The organism is Streptomyces sp. NPDC102270, from assembly GCF_044766405.1.
In the GTDB taxonomy this organism is placed as follows: Bacteria; Actinomycetota; Actinomycetes; order Streptomycetales; family Streptomycetaceae; genus Streptomyces.
On the sequence record NZ_JBIWLX010000011.1, the window covers coordinates 20028 to 36131 of the forward strand.

At 72.1% G+C, this 16104-nt stretch carries 14 protein-coding genes and 1 pseudogene; 3 read left to right on the forward strand and 12 right to left on the reverse strand.

All coding sequences use genetic code 11. The annotated features are described in order from the left end of the window. Positions 1-21: 21 nt before the first annotated feature. Both ACIRP7_RS23540 and ACIRP7_RS23545 read right to left on the reverse strand, forming a co-directional pair. Complete coding sequence (locus ACIRP7_RS23540; RefSeq protein WP_403662808.1) at positions 22-1032, reverse strand: DUF2510 domain-containing protein; 1011 nt, start codon at positions 1030-1032, stop codon at positions 22-24. Between the two features lie 248 nt (positions 1033-1280). Continuing rightward, positions 1281-1682 (reverse strand): hypothetical protein, encoded by a 402-nt coding sequence (locus ACIRP7_RS23545; protein ID WP_403662812.1) that lies wholly within the window; start codon positions 1680-1682, stop codon positions 1281-1283. Between the two features lie 93 nt (positions 1683-1775). Here ACIRP7_RS23545 and ACIRP7_RS23550 point away from each other — a divergent pair, with 93 nt between their 5' ends. Continuing rightward, positions 1776-4793 (forward strand): ATP-binding protein, encoded by a 3018-nt coding sequence (locus ACIRP7_RS23550; protein ID WP_403662815.1) that lies wholly within the window; start codon positions 1776-1778, stop codon positions 4791-4793. Here ACIRP7_RS23550 and ACIRP7_RS23555 read toward each other — a convergent pair. The 8 genes and pseudogenes from ACIRP7_RS23555 to ACIRP7_RS23590 form a co-directional block, all read right to left on the reverse strand. Then, positions 4709-5242 (reverse strand): annotated as a pseudogene (locus ACIRP7_RS23555) (SDR family NAD(P)-dependent oxidoreductase); the annotation flags it as partial. The gene ACIRP7_RS23550 and the pseudogene ACIRP7_RS23555 overlap by 85 nt on opposite strands. A 49-nt stretch (positions 5243-5291) precedes the next feature. Continuing rightward, on the reverse strand, positions 5292-6413 hold the full coding sequence (gene pcaD / locus ACIRP7_RS23560) for a 3-oxoadipate enol-lactonase (protein WP_403662818.1): 1122 nt from the start codon (positions 6411-6413) through the stop codon (positions 5292-5294). After that, complete coding sequence (gene pcaB, locus ACIRP7_RS23565; protein WP_403662821.1) at positions 6410-7741, reverse strand: 3-carboxy-cis,cis-muconate cycloisomerase; 1332 nt, start codon at positions 7739-7741, stop codon at positions 6410-6412. Before pcaB ends, pcaD begins: the two co-directional genes overlap by 4 nt. Next, a complete protein-coding gene (gene pcaG, locus ACIRP7_RS23570) occupies positions 7738-8343 on the reverse strand; it encodes a protocatechuate 3,4-dioxygenase subunit alpha (protein WP_403662824.1) in 606 nt (201 codons plus the stop codon). The genes pcaB and pcaG overlap by 4 nt, the downstream gene beginning before the upstream one ends. Before the next feature lie 7 nt (positions 8344-8350). Further along, positions 8351-9124, reverse strand: coding sequence for a protocatechuate 3,4-dioxygenase subunit beta (gene pcaH / locus ACIRP7_RS23575; RefSeq protein ID WP_403662826.1), 774 nt, complete (start codon positions 9122-9124; stop codon positions 8351-8353). Positions 9125-9142: 18 nt separating this feature from the next. After that, on the reverse strand, positions 9143-10345 hold the full coding sequence (locus ACIRP7_RS23580) for a thiolase family protein (protein ID WP_403662829.1): 1203 nt from the start codon (positions 10343-10345) through the stop codon (positions 9143-9145). Beyond that, positions 10342-10986 (reverse strand): CoA transferase subunit B, encoded by a 645-nt coding sequence (locus ACIRP7_RS23585; RefSeq protein ID WP_403662832.1) that lies wholly within the window; start codon positions 10984-10986, stop codon positions 10342-10344. Before ACIRP7_RS23585 ends, ACIRP7_RS23580 begins: the two co-directional genes overlap by 4 nt. Then, complete coding sequence (locus tag ACIRP7_RS23590) at positions 10986-11768, reverse strand: CoA transferase subunit A (RefSeq protein ID WP_403662835.1); 783 nt, start codon at positions 11766-11768, stop codon at positions 10986-10988. The genes ACIRP7_RS23585 and ACIRP7_RS23590 overlap by 1 nt, the downstream gene beginning before the upstream one ends. Before the next feature lie 148 nt (positions 11769-11916). Between ACIRP7_RS23590 and ACIRP7_RS23595 the strand changes: the two genes are divergently transcribed. Next, positions 11917-12381 carry a MarR family transcriptional regulator gene (locus tag ACIRP7_RS23595; RefSeq protein WP_352380817.1) on the forward strand — a complete coding sequence of 155 codons (465 nt, stop codon included), beginning with the start codon at positions 11917-11919 and terminating at the stop codon, positions 12379-12381. Here ACIRP7_RS23595 and ACIRP7_RS23600 read toward each other — a convergent pair whose 3' ends face one another. Further along, positions 12382-13401, reverse strand: a complete 1020-nt coding sequence (locus ACIRP7_RS23600) for a DUF3048 domain-containing protein (RefSeq protein WP_403662839.1) — start codon at positions 13399-13401, stop codon at positions 12382-12384. It lies immediately after the preceding gene. A 205-nt stretch (positions 13402-13606) separates the two neighbouring features. Between ACIRP7_RS23600 and ACIRP7_RS23605 the strand changes: the two genes are divergently transcribed. Then, a complete protein-coding gene (locus ACIRP7_RS23605; protein ID WP_403662842.1) occupies positions 13607-14797 on the forward strand; it encodes a zinc-dependent alcohol dehydrogenase in 1191 nt (396 codons plus the stop codon). A gap of 185 nt (positions 14798-14982) precedes the next feature. On the opposite strand, the gene ACIRP7_RS23610 is transcribed toward ACIRP7_RS23605, so the two are convergent. After that, positions 14983-16044 carry an ATP-dependent DNA ligase gene (locus ACIRP7_RS23610; RefSeq protein ID WP_403662845.1) on the reverse strand — a complete coding sequence of 354 codons (1062 nt, stop codon included), beginning with the start codon at positions 16042-16044 and terminating at the stop codon, positions 14983-14985. Positions 16045-16104 lie beyond the last annotated feature (60 nt).

Sequence of the window (16104 nt, forward strand, 5' to 3'; positions counted from 1 at the left end):
ACCGGGTGTGCGGGGCCGGCGTCAGACGCCCTGGCCGCTGCCGCCGCCCGTCGACACCTTGATCCCCTTGGTGATGTCGTCGATCACGCTCTGGCCCTCCTCGACGTCGACACCGAAGCGCACCACGACGATCTGCTGCGGGTTCGCGGGGGACGGGAAGGCCAGCGACTCGACATAGCCGTCGGAGCCCTTGCTGGTGACCGCCTTCCAGCGGACCAGATAGCCCTTCTGTCCGGCCACGGTCACCGCCTTGGAGGCGAGGACGTCGTGCGAGGTGATCGAACCGTAGGTCTTGCCGCCGTAGGACTGCTTGGCGTTCGCCTCGATGTCGGCCTTGGCGACCGCCTCGGGCGTACTGCCCTTGGTGCGCAGGGCCAGCGCGGGCGCCGAGTAGGCACCGCCCTTCGTGCACTTCTCGGAGGTGTCGCCGGGGCAGGCGTAGGAGGCGTTCGAGGTCACGGACGCGCCGACCTGGATCTCCTGGCCGTACCAGTCGTCCGGGATGGGCAGGCTGATCCCGTCGATCGAGTCGGTCACCGAACCGCTCTCGATCTTCGGTGCCTCGGACCCCTGCGGGGAGGGCGACGCGCCCCCGGAACCCCCACTGCCGCCGGAGCCGCCGGACCCTCCGTTGCCGCCGAAGGGCCCGCCCTGGCCCCCCGTGCCGCCCGGGCCGCCCTGGCCTCCCGGCCCCTGCGAGGTGGCGGAGTCACCGTTGTCGTTGCCGCTGTCGGCCAGTGCGTAGACACCCACGCCTATGCTCGCCAGGACCACGACCGCCACCGCCACGGCTATGCCCATGCGGCCGCGCCGCGATCCGGCCGGCGGCTGCGCGGGATACGGCGGAAAGGCCGGGTACTGCCCGGCGTCCCCGGGGCTCGCGACCTGTTCCGGGGGACCCCATGCGGCGGCCGAGCCGGCGGGCCGGGTCCGCTCCGTCCACGCCTTGCCGTCCCACCAGCGCTCGGCGGCGGGACCGTCACTTGTCTGCCCGGGATCGGGGTACCACCCGGGGGGAGTCTCCTGCGTCATGCCCCCACCGTATGAGCACTCGGTGAAAGAGGGATGAGAGGGCACCGGCCGATTCCGGACGACCCGCACGGGAACGCCCGGGGCGGCGCGTGCGCGGGCGCGTGTGCCGGGCACGTGTGCTCGCCGGTCCGCTGCCGGGAAGGCTGTTGCGTGGTCAGCGCGTGGGCGACCGTGCGCGCCGTGCGGAAGGGTGGCGACGACGCCCGCCGACAGCCTGTCGAGCCCGGCCGGCGCCTGTCGCAGAGGTCTCAGGTGGAGCGGGTGGGGCGCTTGCCGATGGGCTGCGGGGTGCTCTGCGGGATGTCGAGGTCGAGGCGGTCGCGCAGGACGAGGTGGCGGCCCTCGTCGGCGACGTCCTGGTCGTGGAGGCCGACGGCGATGGGTGGCCTCCCGCAGTTCGGCCAACCCGAGTTCGACAAAGGTGTCCGCCTCGGTGCGCGCGGTTTGCGCGCGGCCTTCGGGGCGAGCACGATCCCGGGCCTCGGTGTCCCGCGCCCGCCGCTGCCGTGCGAGGTGATCAACTCGGCGCGGACGAAGCACAGTTCGCCGGCGGCGTGTGCGGTGGCGCACGGCTGACTGCCGGTCAGGTGCGTCGGCGGCAGGTCGCGGGCAGGGCGCGTCGCCTGCCCGTACCGCAGGTCACCCGTCAAGGCAACAGGTACCCCGACCGTCCTCCGCTTCCGCACCCGGACGGCTACGCTCGAGATCTGCACGTCGTTCGGGCGACTTGGGGAGGTAGCGGGATGACGGAGGTACGGCCCATTGCGGCCGCCCCGGCCTCGCTGTGGGAGCGTGACGAGGAACTCGCCGCCGTCGAAAGGGTTATTGACTCCCTGTGCGCGGACCGCGCGTCCTCGGGCAGCGTGCTGGTGATCCGCGGCGAGGCGGGCTTCGGCAAGACCGCCCTGCTCGCCGAGACCCGCCGCATCGCCGAGGCCCGCGGCTGCACGGTCTGGTCGGCCCGCGGCGGCGAGACCCTCAGGTCGGTCCCCTTCAACGTCGTACGACAACTGCTGCAGCCCGCCCTCCTGTCGCTGATGCCGGAGGAGGCCCGCGAGTACCTCGGCGACTGGTACGACATCGCAGGCCCCGCCCTCGGCATCGCGGACCCGGGGGAGCGCCAGGCCGACCCGCAGGGCGTGTGCGACGGACTGGTCGCCGCGGTGCGCCGGCTGGCCCGCCGGGACTGGCCGCTCGTGCTGATGGTCGACGACGCCCACTGGGCCGACCAGGAGACCCTGCGCTGGCTCGCCGCCTTCGCCGAGCGCCTGGACGACCTGTCCGTCCTGGTCGTGGTGGCCCGTCGCCCCGGTGAGGCCGACGGCGAGCGCGCCCGCCTCCTGGAGACCGTGGCCGGCGCCGCGGGCCGCCCCGTCACCAGCCTGAGCGCCCTCACCCCGGAGGCCACCGCGGGGCTCACCCGCGCCACCCTGGGCGAACACGCCGACTCCCCGTTCTGCCGCGAGGTGTGGGCCGTCACCGGCGGCAACCCGTACGAGACCGTCGAGCTCCTCGCCAAGGTCCGGGACAGCGACATCGAGCCCAGCGAGGGCTCGGCGAACGAACTGCGCGAACTGAACCGCTCCGCCCGCGGCGGCGGACTCGTCGCCCGCCTGGAGGAACTCGGCATCGACGCCACCCGGTTCGCCTGGGCGGCCGCGATCCTCGGCACCGACATCTCCGTCGGCCTGGTGGCCAGGCTCGCCACCCTCAAGCCGGACCAGGCCGCGCTCTGCGCCGAACTCCTGCGCAACGCCCGCATCCTGACCGATTCCGGCGCGGAGGACGACGAGCTGGAGTTCGTGCACCCGCTGATCGCCACCGCCGTCTACGAGTCCATCCCCGACGCCCTGCGCAAGGCCATGCACGGCATCGCCGCCCAACTGGTCACCGACTCCGGGCTCGGCGCCGCGGCCGCCTCCCGGCACCTGCTCCAGGTCCACCCGGACGACGACGAGGAACTCGTCGAGCAGCTGCGCGAGGCCGCCCGCGAACACCTCCTCGTCGGCGCCCCCGACGCCGCCCGCCGCTGCCTGGAGCGCGCGCTGCTGGAACCCCCGCCGCCCGAGGTCCACGCACGCGTGCTCTTCGAACTCGGCTGCGCCACCCTCCTGACCGCCCCCGCCAAGACCATCGGCCACCTCCAGACCGCGCTCGCCATGCCGGGCCTGGAGGGCTCCGCGCGAGTGGACGCCGTCGTCCGCCTGTCCCAGGCACTCATGCACAACAACCAACTGGAGGAGGCGGTCCGCACGGTCGAGGCGGAGGCCGCCCGGCACGACGAAGGCACTGCCCGACTGCGCCTCCAGGCCGTGCAGTACACCTGGGAAGGCCTCTACCCGGGCGAGGCCACCTCCCCGGCGCGCTCCGAGCGCCTCGCCGCGCTGGCCGCCACCTGCACCGGCCGGGACAACTCCGAGCGGGCTCTGCTCATCCTGCGCGGATTCGACGCGATGGCCCACGGCGAGAGCGCCGAGGAGATCGCCGAAGTGTGCGACCGCGCCCTGGTCAACGGCCGCCTCGCGCCCGGACTCGGCTGGACTGACACCGAGTGGGGCCTCGAACTTCCGCTGATGCTGGCCAGCGCCTACGCCTTCACGGACCGGCTCGACCGTGCCGAGGCCCTGTACACCGACGCCCTGCGCACCTACGAGTCGGCCGGCTGGAGCGGCGGCCACCTGGCGCTCGCCCATGCCTACGTCGGCCTGGGCCACCGGCGGCGCGGGCGGCTCCGGGAGGCGGAGACCTCCCTGCGCGAGTCTCTGCGGCTCGCCGAGCGAGTGGGGCGAGGACTGCCCCTGTACTGGTCGGCGACCTGCAACCTCGTCGACACGCTGCTCGCGCGCGGGCATGTCGAGGAGGCGTGGGCGATCGCCGAGCAGTACGGGTTCGCGCCGCCGTATCCGTCCACGATCGTGCTGCCCGATCCGCGGTCCGTGCGGGGGCGGCTGCTGCTGGCCGTCGGCAGGACCAAGGACGGGATCAACGAACTGGAGGCCGCGGAGAAGGCGGCGGCGGTCCGGGGACACCACAATCCAGTGCTGGTGCCGTGGGCCGTCGATCTCGCGCGTGCTCTCGCCGTCGAGGACCCGGTGCGGGCCGCCCAGTTGGCCACGGAGGTGCGCCGGCATGCCGAGCGGCTCGGCACGGACACGGCGATCGGCGAGGCGCTCAGGTGCGCTGCCGCGCTGGAGACCGGGCAGCGGGCGGTACGGCTCGCCGCGCAGGCGGTCGCCTACCTGGAGGCGTCGCCCTGTCAGTACGAGCATGCGGCGGCGCGGGTGGAGTACGGGATCGCGGCACGGTCCGTGGCGGAGCTCAACCGGGGCCTGGCGCTGGCGCGTTCATGCGGGGCGGACGGGTTGGCGGCGCAGGCCAGGGAGGTGCTGGAGACGGGTCGGGGACTGCGGGGACCGGCGTTTTCGCCTCCTCAGGACACCAGTAGCCGGTCGGTGACGGCCGACAGGCGCTTCTGCACCTCCCTGTCGTACGTCCCCTCGTGTGCCCGCGCCGGATTCGTCCCGTCGAAGAAGCCGCCCGTGCCCAGGTCCTGGGTGGCCAGGGCCAGCACACCCGGAGCCCCGTCCGCCACCGTCGACCACGGAGCCACCCCGCCCTCGCGGACCATGGCCGTGTCCATGAAGGTCGCCGGGTGCAGGACGTTGACCGCGACCTCCGTTCCCGCCAACTCCTCGGCCAGGGCGAAGGTGTGGGCCGCCAGGGCGAACTTGGCGCGGCGGTACGCGGTGAAGCCGTTGTAGCCGCGGGTGAACTCGACGTCGTCGAAGTCGACCGGCTCCTGGCCGACCGACCCGACGTTGACGATCCGCGCCGGCCGCGTCGGCAACAGTGCTCTGGTCAGCGCGACCGGCGCCAAGTAGTTCACCGCCAGCCGCAGTTCATGCCCGTCCGCGCTCACCTCCCGCCCCGAGCCGGGCGAACCCGCGCCCACACCCGCATTGTTGATCAGGACATCGAGCCCGGGGTGGGCCTCGGCGACCCGCGCGCCCAGCTCGCGCACCTGGGCCAGGGAGGCGAGGTCGGCCACGAAGCCCTCGGCCGCCCCCTCGGAGCGCAGCTCCTCCACCAGGGTCCCGGTACGGCCCGGGTCCCGGCCGTGCGCGAGGACGGTGTGACCGGAGCGGACCAGTTCGAAGGCGACGTAGCGGCCGAGACCGGAGGTGGCACCGGTGATCAGAATGGTCGACATGCCCCTACCGTAGGCACATCCGCGCAGCCGGCGCCTGTCCCTGCCGGGGTCACCCTTCCGTCTCCTCCGCCAGCACCCGCTGCGCCGTGGCGAACGCCGAGTTCGCCGCCGGCACCCCGCAGTAGACGGCCGTCTGGAGCAGTACGGCCCCGATCTCCTCCGGCGTGAGGCCGTTGCGCCGCGCCGCCCGCACATGCATGGCCAGCTCGTCGTAGTGGCCGTGCGCGACCAGCGCCGTCAGCGTGATCATGCTGCGCTCGCGGCGGCTGAGCGTGGGGTCGGTCCAGATCTCGCCCCACGCGTAGCGGGAGATGAAGTCCTGGAAGCGGGCGGTGAACGGCGTCTGCCGGGTCTGCGCCCGGTCCACGTGCGCGTCCCCGAGCACCTCGCGCCGCACCTCCATGCCCCGCTTGGCACCCCCGTCGAGGTGTGCGCGCAGCGCGGTGAGGACGGCTTCCGGGCACTGCGCCGGTGCCAGATGCGAGGCCCCCGGGAGTTCGACGAGCGTGGCGCGCGGCACCGCGTCGGCGATCTCCCGCAGATGGGGCGGCGGGGTAGCCGGGTCCTGGCGGCCGGCGATCAGCAGGGTCGGCGCGGAGATCTGGGCGAGCCGGTCGCGCAGGTCGAAGGAGCCCAGGGCGTCACAGCAGGCGGCGTACGCGGAAGGATCGGCCTCGGCGTGGTCCCGCACGAGCTCCGGCACGGTGAAGTCGCCCGCGAACCAACGGGAGTTCGCGCTCTCCAGCAGCCACTCCAGCCCCTCCCGGCGGACCCGCTCGGCCCGCTCCTCCCAGGGGCCCGGCCCGTTGAAGTGGGCACTCGAACAGATCACGGCCAGCGACCGGACACGTTCCGGGTGGTGCACGGCCAGGTGCAGACCGACCGCGCCGCCCAGCGACACCCCGGCATACGCGAACCGCTCCACGCCGAGCGAGTCGGCGAGCGCCAGTACCAGGTCGGCGAGGTCACCCACGGTGGCACCGGCACCGATCAGACCGGCCGCCGAACCGCCGTGTCCGGGCAGGTCCCAGCGGACCACCCGGTGGCTGATGGACAGCTCGGGCGCCACCTTGTCCCACAGGGCGTACGAGGTCCCGAGCGAGGGCCCGAGCAGCAGCGGGGGAGCGGAAGCGGGGCCCTCGGCGCGGTGGTTGAGGAGTTTCTCGGTCAACGTCGCTCCAGAGCACGATCGGTGAGGGCACCGGCGGAGCCGGTGTAGCGGGTGGGGTCGGTGAGCTCGTCGAGGTCGACGTCCTTCAACTCGGGCTCCTGGGCGAGGAGTTCCCCCAGCGACACGCCTTCGGCATAGGTCCGCTCGGCGAGCTGCGTGAGCAGGGCCTTGGCGCGGGCGCGGCCCAGCACGGACGCCAGCTCGGCGGAGAGCCGCTCGGAGACGATCAACCCGTGGGTGAGGTCGAGGTGTTCGCGCATGGTGTCCGGGTGGACCCGCAGCCCCTCGGTCAGTTCGGCGGTGTCCCGGGCGGCTCCGCCGACCAGCCGCAGCAGGTCCCTGAGCGGCTCCCACTCGGCGTGCCAGGCACCGGCCGGCCGCTCGTCCTCGGCGGCGAGGGAGCCGTACAGCGTGGCGGCGAGCTGCGGCGCGCGCCGGGCGGCGGCGGCGATCAGCGTGGACCGTACGGGATTCGCCTTGTGCGGCATGGCCGAGGAGCCGCCTCCGCTGCCTTCCGCGAGCTCGGCGATCTCGGTACGGCCGAGCACGAGGACATCCGCGGCGATCTTGCCCAGCGCGCCGGCGGTGAAGGCGAGACATCCGGTGAGGTCGGCGACCGGGGTACGGAGGGTGTGCCAGGGAAGCAGCGGCGTCCGGAGTCCCAGCTCCGCGGCGAAGGCCGCCGTAAGCGCCTGGGTGTCCTCGCTGCCGTACGCCGTGAAGGCCGCCGAGGTCCCGGCGGCGCCGCCGAGTTGGGCGGGGAGGGAGTCCCGTACGGCCGCGACCCGGTCCCGCGCGTCCAGCACCAGGGACCGCCACCCGGCCGCCTTCAGCCCGAACGTCGTCGGTACGGCGTGCTGGGTGAGCGTTCGCCCCGCCAACGCGGTGTCCCGGTGCTCCGCGGCCAACCGGGCCAGGGCCTGCTGGGCGCGGTGGAGGTCCGCCAGCACGAGGTCGAGCGTGCGCGCCGCCACCAGCATCGCCGCGGTGTCCAGGATGTCCTGGCTGGTCGCGCCTCGGTGCACATACGGGCCGTACTCCTCGCCGACCGCCTCGGTGAGGTCGGCGACCAGGGGGATGACCGGGTTGCCGCCGCCGCGCGCACGCCCGGCGAGGGACCGTACGTCGAAGCGGTCCGCGTGGGCCGCCTCGGTCACCGCGTCGGCCGCCCCGTCCGGGGCGAGACCCAGCCGGGCCTGTACCCGGGTCAGTGCGGCCTCCGCGTCGAGCAGCGCCTGGAGGTAGGCGCCGTCGGCGGTCGCGGCGGCGGCGGGGGAGCCTGCCCATCCGGGGGCGAGCAGGCCGGTGTCGGGATCGGGAGAAGTCACTGGTACTCCAGGAAGACCGTCTCGCCTTCGCCCTGAAGGCGGATGTCGAAACGGTAGGTGCCATCACCCTGCCGGCGTGCGATCAGCGTGTCGCGCCGCTCGGCCGGGACCCGGGCCAGCAGCGGGTCGGCGGCGAGGACCGTTGCGTCGTCCGGCAGGTAGATCCGGGTGTACAGGTGCACCAGCAGCCCGCGCGCGAAGACGCATACGCTGATGTACGGGGCGCTCCGCCCGCGCGCGCCCGGCCGCAGTGTCCGCGCGGTCCAGTGGCCGTTGGCGTCGGTCTGGATGCGGCCCCAGCCGGTGAACTCCACGCCGTTGCGGCCCAGGTAGCCGCCGCTCGCGGGGTCGCGCCGGATGGAACCGTCGGCCTGCGGGATGTTGCCGTCCGGGTCGGCGCCCCACAGCTCCACGAAGGCGTCCGGCAGCGGGTTGCCCTCGCCGTCGGTGATGTAGCCCTGGAGGGTGATGGTGTCCGGGTGGCCGACGGGCGCGATGTCGCCGCCGCCGGGGAAGGGCAGGGCATGGCCGTAGAAGGGGCCGACCGTGTGCGACGGGGTCGGCAGCACGGTCTCCGGACGACTGGTGTCGATCTTCGTCATGGCTGGGTCAGCGTCCTTCTTCGATCCAGGTGGCCTGCGGTCCGTCGAGCACGATGTCCCAGTGGTAGCCCATCGAGAACTCCGGCACCGACAGGCTGTGGTCGTAGGTGGCCACGAGCCGCTGACGGGCCGCGTCGTCCGTCACGGACTGAATGATCGGGTCGTACGGGAACAGCGGGTCGCTGGGGAAGTACATCTGCGTCACGAGCCGCTGGGTGAACGCCGTGCCGAAGATCGAGAAGTGGATGTGGGCCGGCCGCCAGGCGTTGACGTGCTGGCGCCACGGGTAGGGGCCCGGCTGGACGGTGGTGAAGCGGTAGCAGCCGCTGTCGTCGGTCAGCGTGCGGCCGACGCCCGTGAAGTTCGGGTCCAGCGGGGCGTCGTGCTGCTCGCGCTGGTGGGCGTAGCGGCCGGCCGAGTTCGCCTGCCAGATCTCGACCAGCTGACCGCGCAGCGGACGGCCGTCGCGGTCGAGGAGCCGGCCCTCGACGGTGATCCGCTCGCCGATCGGCTCCCCGGTGTGCTGCCGGGTCAGGTCGTTGTCGACCTCGGTGATGTCCCGCTCCCCGAAGGCGGGCGAGTGCAGCTCCACCAGCTCCGGGTCCTGGGACACGTCGATGCCGATCGGCTGCTGTTTCGGGTGCCGCAGCACCGAGGAGCGGTAGGGCGCGTAGTCGCGGCGCGGCTGGTGTTCGACGGGAGCGCCGTCGGCGAGCCGTTTCTCGTAGGCGGCGTGCTCGGCGGCGATTTCCCGGTCGATGTCGTGCTGGGTGAGAGTCATGGCGATTCCTGCGTTCCGTTAACGTTCGAGGACGAGAGCGAGACCCTGGCCGACGCCGATGCACAGGGTGGCGACGCCGACTCCGCTGCCCCGGCGGGCGAGTTGATGGGCGACCGTGCCGGCCAGACGCGCGCCGGATGCACCCAGCGGATGGCCCAGCGCGATCGCCCCGCCCTGCGGGTTGAGGATCGCCGGGTCGAACTCGGGCCACTCGGCGACGCAGCCCAGCACCTGGGCCGCGAAGGCCTCGTTCAGCTCCAGTACTGACAGGTCGTCAAATCCCTTGCCCGCCTTGGCAAGTGCCCGGTTGACCGCCTCGACGGGGGCGAGCCCGAAGTAGTGCGGGTCGAGCGCGTCGACCCCGGTCGCGGAGATCCGGGCCAGCGGCTCGCGACCGGTCGCGGCAAGGCCTTCGTCGTCGACGAGCAGCAGAGCGGCGGCCCCGTCGTTGAGCGGAGACGCGTTGCCCGCGGTGACCGTGCCCCCGTCCTCGCGGAACGACGGCTTGAGCTTCGCCATCGCCTCCAGCGACGCGTCCGGCCGTACGCACTCGTCGGCACCGAAGACGACCGGCTCACCCTTGCGCCGCGGGATCGACACCGGCGCGAGCTCGGCGTCGAACAACCCTGCCGCCTGGGCCGCGGCCGCCTTCTGGTGCGAGGCCAGCGCGAACTCGTCCTGCTGCTCGCGGCCGATCTTGTGCTTGTCGGCGATGAGCTCGGCCGACTCGCCCAGCGGGATCGTCCACTGCGGCTCCATCCTCGGGTTGACCATGCGCCAGCCCAGCGTGGTCGAGTACAGCTCGGTGTGCCCGGCCGGGAACGGCTTGTCGGACTTGGGCAGCACGTACGGCGCCCGGGTCATCGACTCCACGCCACCGGCCACGGCGATGGAGGCGTCCCCGAGAGCGATGGCCCGGGCCGCCTGGATCACGGCTTCGAGGCCCGAGGCGCACAGGCGGTTGACGGTCACGCCGGGCACACTGGTCGGCAGGCCCGCCAGCAGCGCGGACATACGGCCGACGTTGCGGTTCTCCTCGCCCGCGCCGTTGGCGTTGCCGAAGTACACGTCCTCGATCCGGGCCGGGTCCAGGTCGGGCGTACGGCCGAGCAGTTCACGGATCGCGTGTGCGCCCAGGTCGTCCGGGCGTACCGAGGAGAGAGCTCCGTTGTAGCGGCCGACCGGAGTACGGACCGCGTCGACGATGTAGACGTTCTTCACTTGAGGCCCTCCGCGACACTCAGCTCGGCGTCGGTCTTGGCGGTGATCTCCTCGACGCCCACCCCGGGCGCCGTCTCGACCAGCACCAGGCCGTCCCCGGTGACGTCCAGGACGCCGAGGTCGGTGATGATCCGGTTCACACACGCCTTGCCGGTCAGCGGCAGCGCGCACTCGGTGAGGATCTTGGGCGAGCCGTCCTTGGCGGTGTGCGTCATCACCACGATGACCGTGCGGGCGCCGTGGACCAGGTCCATCGCCCCGCCGATCCCGGTGATCAGCTTGCCGGGGATGGCCCAGTTGGCCAGGTCGCCGGTCTCGGACACCTGCATGGCGCCCAGTACGGCCACGTCGATGTGCCCGCCCCGGATCATCCCGAAGGACAGCGCCGAGTCGAAGAAGGACGCCCCCGGCAGCACGGTGACGGTCTCCTTGCCCGCGTTGATCAGATCGGGATCGACCTGGTCCTCGGTGGGATAGGGGCCGGTGCCCAGGATGCCGTTCTCGGATTCGAGGATCACCTCGACGTCCTCGGGGAGGTAGTTCGGGATCAGCGTCGGCAGGCCGATGCCGAGGTTGACGTACTGACCGTCCTGGAGCTCGCGTGCGGCCCGCGCGGCCATCTGTTCCCGTGTCCAGGCCATCAGCCGCTCACCGTCCCTCGTGCCGCAGGCGTGGAAACCGTCCGCTGCTCGATCCGCTTGTCCGCCGCCTGCTCCGGCGTCAGCGCGATCACCCGCTGCACGAAGATGCCCGGCAGGTGCACTGCGTCCGGATCGATCTCGCCGGGCTCCACCAGTTCCTCCACCTCGGCGATCGTGACCCTGCCCGCCATGGCCGCGAGGGGGTTGAAGTTCCGGGTGGATTTGTTGAAGACCAGGTTGCCGTGCCGGTCCCCGCGAGCCGCCCTCACCAGGGCGAAGTCGGTCCGGATGCCGCGCTCCAGGACGTACTCGGTGCCGTCGAACTCGCGGACCTCCTTCGGCGGGGAGGCCACCGCGACGCCGCCGGAGCCGTCGTAGCGCCAGGGCAGGCCGCCGTCGGCGACCTGGGTGCCCACACCGGCCGGCGTGAAGAACGCCGGGATCCCGGCGCCGCCCGCCCGCAGCCGCTCGGCGAGCGTGCCCTGCGGGATCATCTCGACCTCCAGTTCACCGGCCAGGTACTGGCGGGCGAACTCCTTGTTGGCGCCGATGTAGGAGCCGGTCACGCGGGCGATCCGTCCGGCGGCGAGCAGGACCGCGAGGCCCGACTCCATCGCCCCGCAGTTGTTGGAGACCACCGACAGCGAGCCGGTGCCCTGCTCGTACAGGGCCTGGATGAGTACGTTCGGAACACCGCTCAGCCCGAAACCGCCGACCGCGAGCGACGCGCCCTCCGGCACATCCGCCACCGCCTCGGCGGCTGTGGCGACCACCTTGTCCATCCGCGTAGCCTCATCTCTCCAACTGCTCAGTGCACTGAGTATTTCAGCGAGGTTTCTCTTAAGCTGCCACTGTGGCAGCCTGGCGTCAAGGCTCACTACTCTTCAGTGCACCGACCAAAACGCCCACCAACCTGACTCGGGAGCGCACATGGCCGCGGTGGATCTCACCACCCACCCCGGGCACCTCGCCCGGCGGCTCCAGCAGGCGCACTACCTGCTGTGGAACACGATGGTCTCCGAGGAGATCACCTCGCCCCAGTTCGCGGTCCTGAACGCGCTCGTCGCCGAGCCGGGGCTCGACCAGCGCACGGTGGGGGAGCGGGTGGGGCTCGACCGGTCCACCATCGCCGAGGTGATCAGCCGGCTCGGCCGGCGCGGACTGCTCGACAAGGTGCGCGACCCCCAGGACGGCCGCCGCTTCCTGCTGCGCCTGACCGAGGACGGGGTGCGCACCCACCGCAAGCTGACCGTGCGCACCGCCCGGATGAACCAGGTCTTCCTGGCCCCGCTCTCCGCCGAGGAACAGGGTCGCTTCTTTGAGCTGATCCGCCGGGTCGCGGACGCGGCGGAGGGGCTCCGCAATCCCGCGGAACCCCTTCTCACCCAGCGCTGATCAGGACGCCTTCGCGAAGACGACCCACACCTGGCCCTCGGCGAAGTTCACCGCGGAGCCGTCCTTCGTGGTGAACTCCGTACCGTCCGTGGCCTTCGCCCGCTTCCAGTTCACGTCGTAGGCGCGGCCGTCGCGCAGCACCTTCGCCTTGCCGGAGCCCACGGTCACCGTGTAGGGCGTGTAGTTGCCGAGGAAGTCGTGGAAGGCGGACTTGCGGACCTTCACGTACTGCACGACGACCGTGGCCGGGGCCAGCCGCTTCCCGTCGGCCGTGATGTCCGGGGCGCCGTCCATCGAGACCAGCCAGCGCTCCCGGCTCTGTGACCAGGTGAAGGAGAAGCGGGCGGCCGGGAAGCGGACCGTCTCCGAGGTGTCCTTGGTGCCGCCGGCGGGCGCGGGGCCGTAGTGGAAGCCGGTCGTCAGTGCGGCGGCGCCCGGCGTGGCGGGCACCAGGCTCTTGGGGCGCAGGAAGAGGTTGTGCGGGGAGACCTTGTCGGCGCCGCGGAAGTAGGCGCCGGTTGCCTTCTCGGGGGTCCGGGCGACCAGCGGCGCCCCGTTGATCAGGGGCATCAGTTTGCTCTGGGCGCCGGAGAAGGCGAGCGTCGGGTCGTCGAACTGCCGCAGCAGCTCCAGGTCCGACTCGCGGGCGCTGCGCACGGGGCCGACGGCCTTCGGCAGTTTCGTCGCGTACACCGCCATGAGGCGGCTGAGGCCGCCCTCGACCTGCTCGGCGTAGACGACGTCGGCGGAGTCGATGCCGGTCTGCGGGCGCGCCTCCCGCACGTTGTCGATCTTCACGGCGAGCACGGAGGGACCGTGGGCCTTCTTGCTCGGTTCCGCTGTGTTCGGTGGTGACGTGCTCGGTTGATCCGTGCGGAACTGTCCGCGTCCGTCGTCGGCCGGGACCCGTGGTGTGCCGTGTCCCGTACAGCCCGCGACGAAGAGGCCCGTGACGGTCAGCAGCGCCGCCGCCGCCGTACGGGCGCGCCGCGTGCGCGCCCCTTGCTCCCTACCCACCATGCCCACCATGCCCACAGTGCCCGCCCGTCTCGTGTCTTTGATTGTGCGCTTATAAGTTCATTGATGGCCATACCCGTCCGTTTCTGATTCGTCGCGTCGACTAGGCCGATCGGCCCTGGATCGCGGTTCGACAGGAGTCCGCCCGGGTACCCGGGGCGCCTTACCCCAGGACCGACACACGACGTGACGGAGGGAGAGCCGGGCGATGAAGGCTGTGACCTGGCAGGGCAAGCGGGACGTACGGGTGGAGGAAGTGCCCGATCCGAAGATCAAGGAACCGACGGACGCGATCATCAGGATCACCTCGTCCGGGCTGTGCGGCTCCGACCTGCATCTCTACGAGGTGCTCACCCCGTTCATGACGCCGGGCGACATCCTCGGCCATGAACCCATGGGCATCGTCGAGGAGGTCGGCGCCGGGGTGCCCGACCTCTCGGTGGGCGACCGGGTCGTCGTGCCCTTCCAGATCGCCTGCGGCAAGTGCTGGATGTGCATGACCGGGCTGCCGACCCAGTGCGAGACCACCCAGGTCACCAGCGAGGGCATGGGAGCCGCGCTGTTCGGCTACACCCGCCTGTACGGCGCCGTACCGGGCGCCCAGGCCGAGTACCTGCGCGTCCCGCAGGCCCAGTTCGGACCCATCAAGGTCCCCGAGGGCCCGCCGGACGACCGTTTCGTCTACCTCTCCGACGTGCTGCCCACCGCCTGGCAGGCCGTTGCCTACGCGGACGTCCCCGAGGGCGGCAGCGTGGCCGTGCTCGGACTCGGGCCCATCGGTGACATGGCCTGCCGCGTCGCGCAGGTGCGCGGCGCCGGGCGCGTCTTCGGCGTGGACCTCGTGTCCGAGCGGCTGCGCCGGGCCCGCACGCGGGGCGTGGAGACGTACGACCTCAGGAGCTTCGACAGCGAGAAGGAACTGGTCCAGGCGATCCGCGACGAGACCGACGGACGCGGACCGGACGCCGTGATCGACGCCGTCGGCACCGAGGCCCACGGCAGCGCGGTCGCCCGCCTCGCCCAGAACGCCTCGGCCCTCCTGCCCAGGAAGATCGGCGGGCCGTTCGCCGAACGCTTCAGCGTCGACCGGCTCGCCGCCCTGCACACCGCCATCGAACTGGTGCGCCGCGGCGGCACACTCTCCCTCACCGGCGTCTACGGCGGCATGGCCGACCCGCTGCCCATGCTCACGATGTTCGACAAGCAGATCCAGATCCGGATGGGCCAGGCCAATGTGCGCCGCTGGGCCGACGAGATCATCCCCTACCTCACGGACGAGGACCCGCTCGGCGTCGACGACTTCGCGACCCATCACGTGCCCCTGTCGGACGCCCCGCACGCCTACGAGATGTTCCAGAAGAAGCAGGAGGGCGCGGTCAAGGTACTGATGCGGCCCTGACGTCGCGGCGCCGGCGGCGGAAGCGGGCGGTGTGGCGGAATCGTGGGCCGTTCTCCATGTGGTGGTACGCCACCTCCGCCACCCGCTCGGGTCTGAGCGGCGCCCAGGAGAGGTGCCTCTTTCCCGCCCAGGGGTGTCCGGAGACGTCCTTCGTTCGCGTGCTGATGCGCCCCTGACCTCACGGCTCAGCCCAGGATTTCGTCGAGGTCGTAGCGCACCGGTTCCTCCAGTTGCGCGTAGGTGCAGCTCTGCGGGGTCCGGTCGGGTCGCCAGCGGCGGAAGCGGGCGGTGTGGCGGAATCGTGCGCCGTTCTCCATGTGGTCGTACGCCACCTCCGCCACCCGCTCGGGTCTGAGCGGCACCCAGGACAGGTCCTTCTTGCCCGACCAGCGGCTCGGCGCCCCGGGCAGCCGGGCGCTCTCGTGCGCGGCCTCCTCGGCCCAGGCCGCCCACGGGTGTCCGGAGGCGTCCTCCATCCGGAGCGGCTCCAGTTCGTCGATCAGCTCGGCGCGCCGCTTCATGGGGAAGGCCGCGGACACGCCGACATGCTGGAGGACGCCCCGGTCGTCGTGGAGCCCCAGCAGCAGGGAGCCCACGACAGGGCCGCTCTTGTGCAGCCGGTAGCCCGCCACCACCACGTCCGCCGTGCGCTCGTGCTTGATCTTGAACATGGCGCGCTCGTCCTGGAGATAGCGCAGGGTGAGCGGCTTGGCGATGACACCGTCCAGGCCCGCGCCCTCGTACTCCTCGAACCACTGCCGGGCCACCTCGATGTCCGTGGTCGCCGGTGCGAGGTGCACCGGGGCCGTGACCCCGGACAGAGCCGCCGTGAGCAGCTTCCTGCGGTCGGTCAGCGGGACGTTCAGCAGTGATTCGTCCTGGAGTGCCAGCAGGTCGAAGGCCACGAAGGAGGCCGGCGTCCGCTCGGCCAGCGTGCGCACCCGGGAGGCCGCCGGGTGGATCCGCTCGGTGAGCGCGTCGAAGTCCAGTCGGCCGTCCCGCGCGATCACGATCTCGCCGTCCATCACGCACCGCTCGGGCAGCCGCGCCGCGAGTGCCTCCACCAGCTCGGGAAAGTACCTGGTCAGCGTCTTGCCGGTACGGCTGCCCAGCTCGACCTCCGCCCTGTCCCTGAAGACGATCGCCCGGAACCCGTCCCACTTCGCCTCGTAGTGCATGTCCGGCGGGATCTTCGCCACCGACTTGGCGAGCATGGGCTTCACGGGGGGCATCACGGGCAGATCCATGGTCCGATTCTGCACGTGCATGCCCCGAAATGCCTGATATGCCGGGCTCGCTTACCGTGG

Bases quoted from the DNA above. Each gene is read 5' to 3' on its own strand.
- ACIRP7_RS23600 (WP_403662839.1), bottom strand. From the start codon at position 13,401: ATGGTGGGTAGGGAGCAAGGGGCGCGCACGCGGCGCGCCCGTACGGCG.
- ACIRP7_RS23605 (WP_403662842.1), top strand. From the start codon at position 13,607: ATGAAGGCTGTGACCTGGCAGGGCAAGCGGGACGTACGGGTGGAGGAA.
- ACIRP7_RS23610 (WP_403662845.1), bottom strand. From the start codon at position 16,044: ATGGATCTGCCCGTGATGCCCCCCGTGAAGCCCATGCTCGCCAAGTCG.
- ACIRP7_RS23595 (WP_352380817.1), top strand. From the start codon at position 11,917: ATGGCCGCGGTGGATCTCACCACCCACCCCGGGCACCTCGCCCGGCGG.
- pcaH (WP_403662826.1), bottom strand. From the start codon at position 9,124: ATGACTCTCACCCAGCACGACATCGACCGGGAAATCGCCGCCGAGCAC.
- ACIRP7_RS23540 (WP_403662808.1), bottom strand. From the start codon at position 1,032: ATGACGCAGGAGACTCCCCCCGGGTGGTACCCCGATCCCGGGCAGACA.
- pcaG (WP_403662824.1), bottom strand. From the start codon at position 8,343: ATGACGAAGATCGACACCAGTCGTCCGGAGACCGTGCTGCCGACCCCG.
- ACIRP7_RS23590 (WP_403662835.1), bottom strand. From the start codon at position 11,768: ATGGACAAGGTGGTCGCCACAGCCGCCGAGGCGGTGGCGGATGTGCCG.
- ACIRP7_RS23585 (WP_403662832.1), bottom strand. From the start codon at position 10,986: ATGGCCTGGACACGGGAACAGATGGCCGCGCGGGCCGCACGCGAGCTC.
- ACIRP7_RS23550 (WP_403662815.1), top strand. From the start codon at position 1,776: ATGACGGAGGTACGGCCCATTGCGGCCGCCCCGGCCTCGCTGTGGGAG.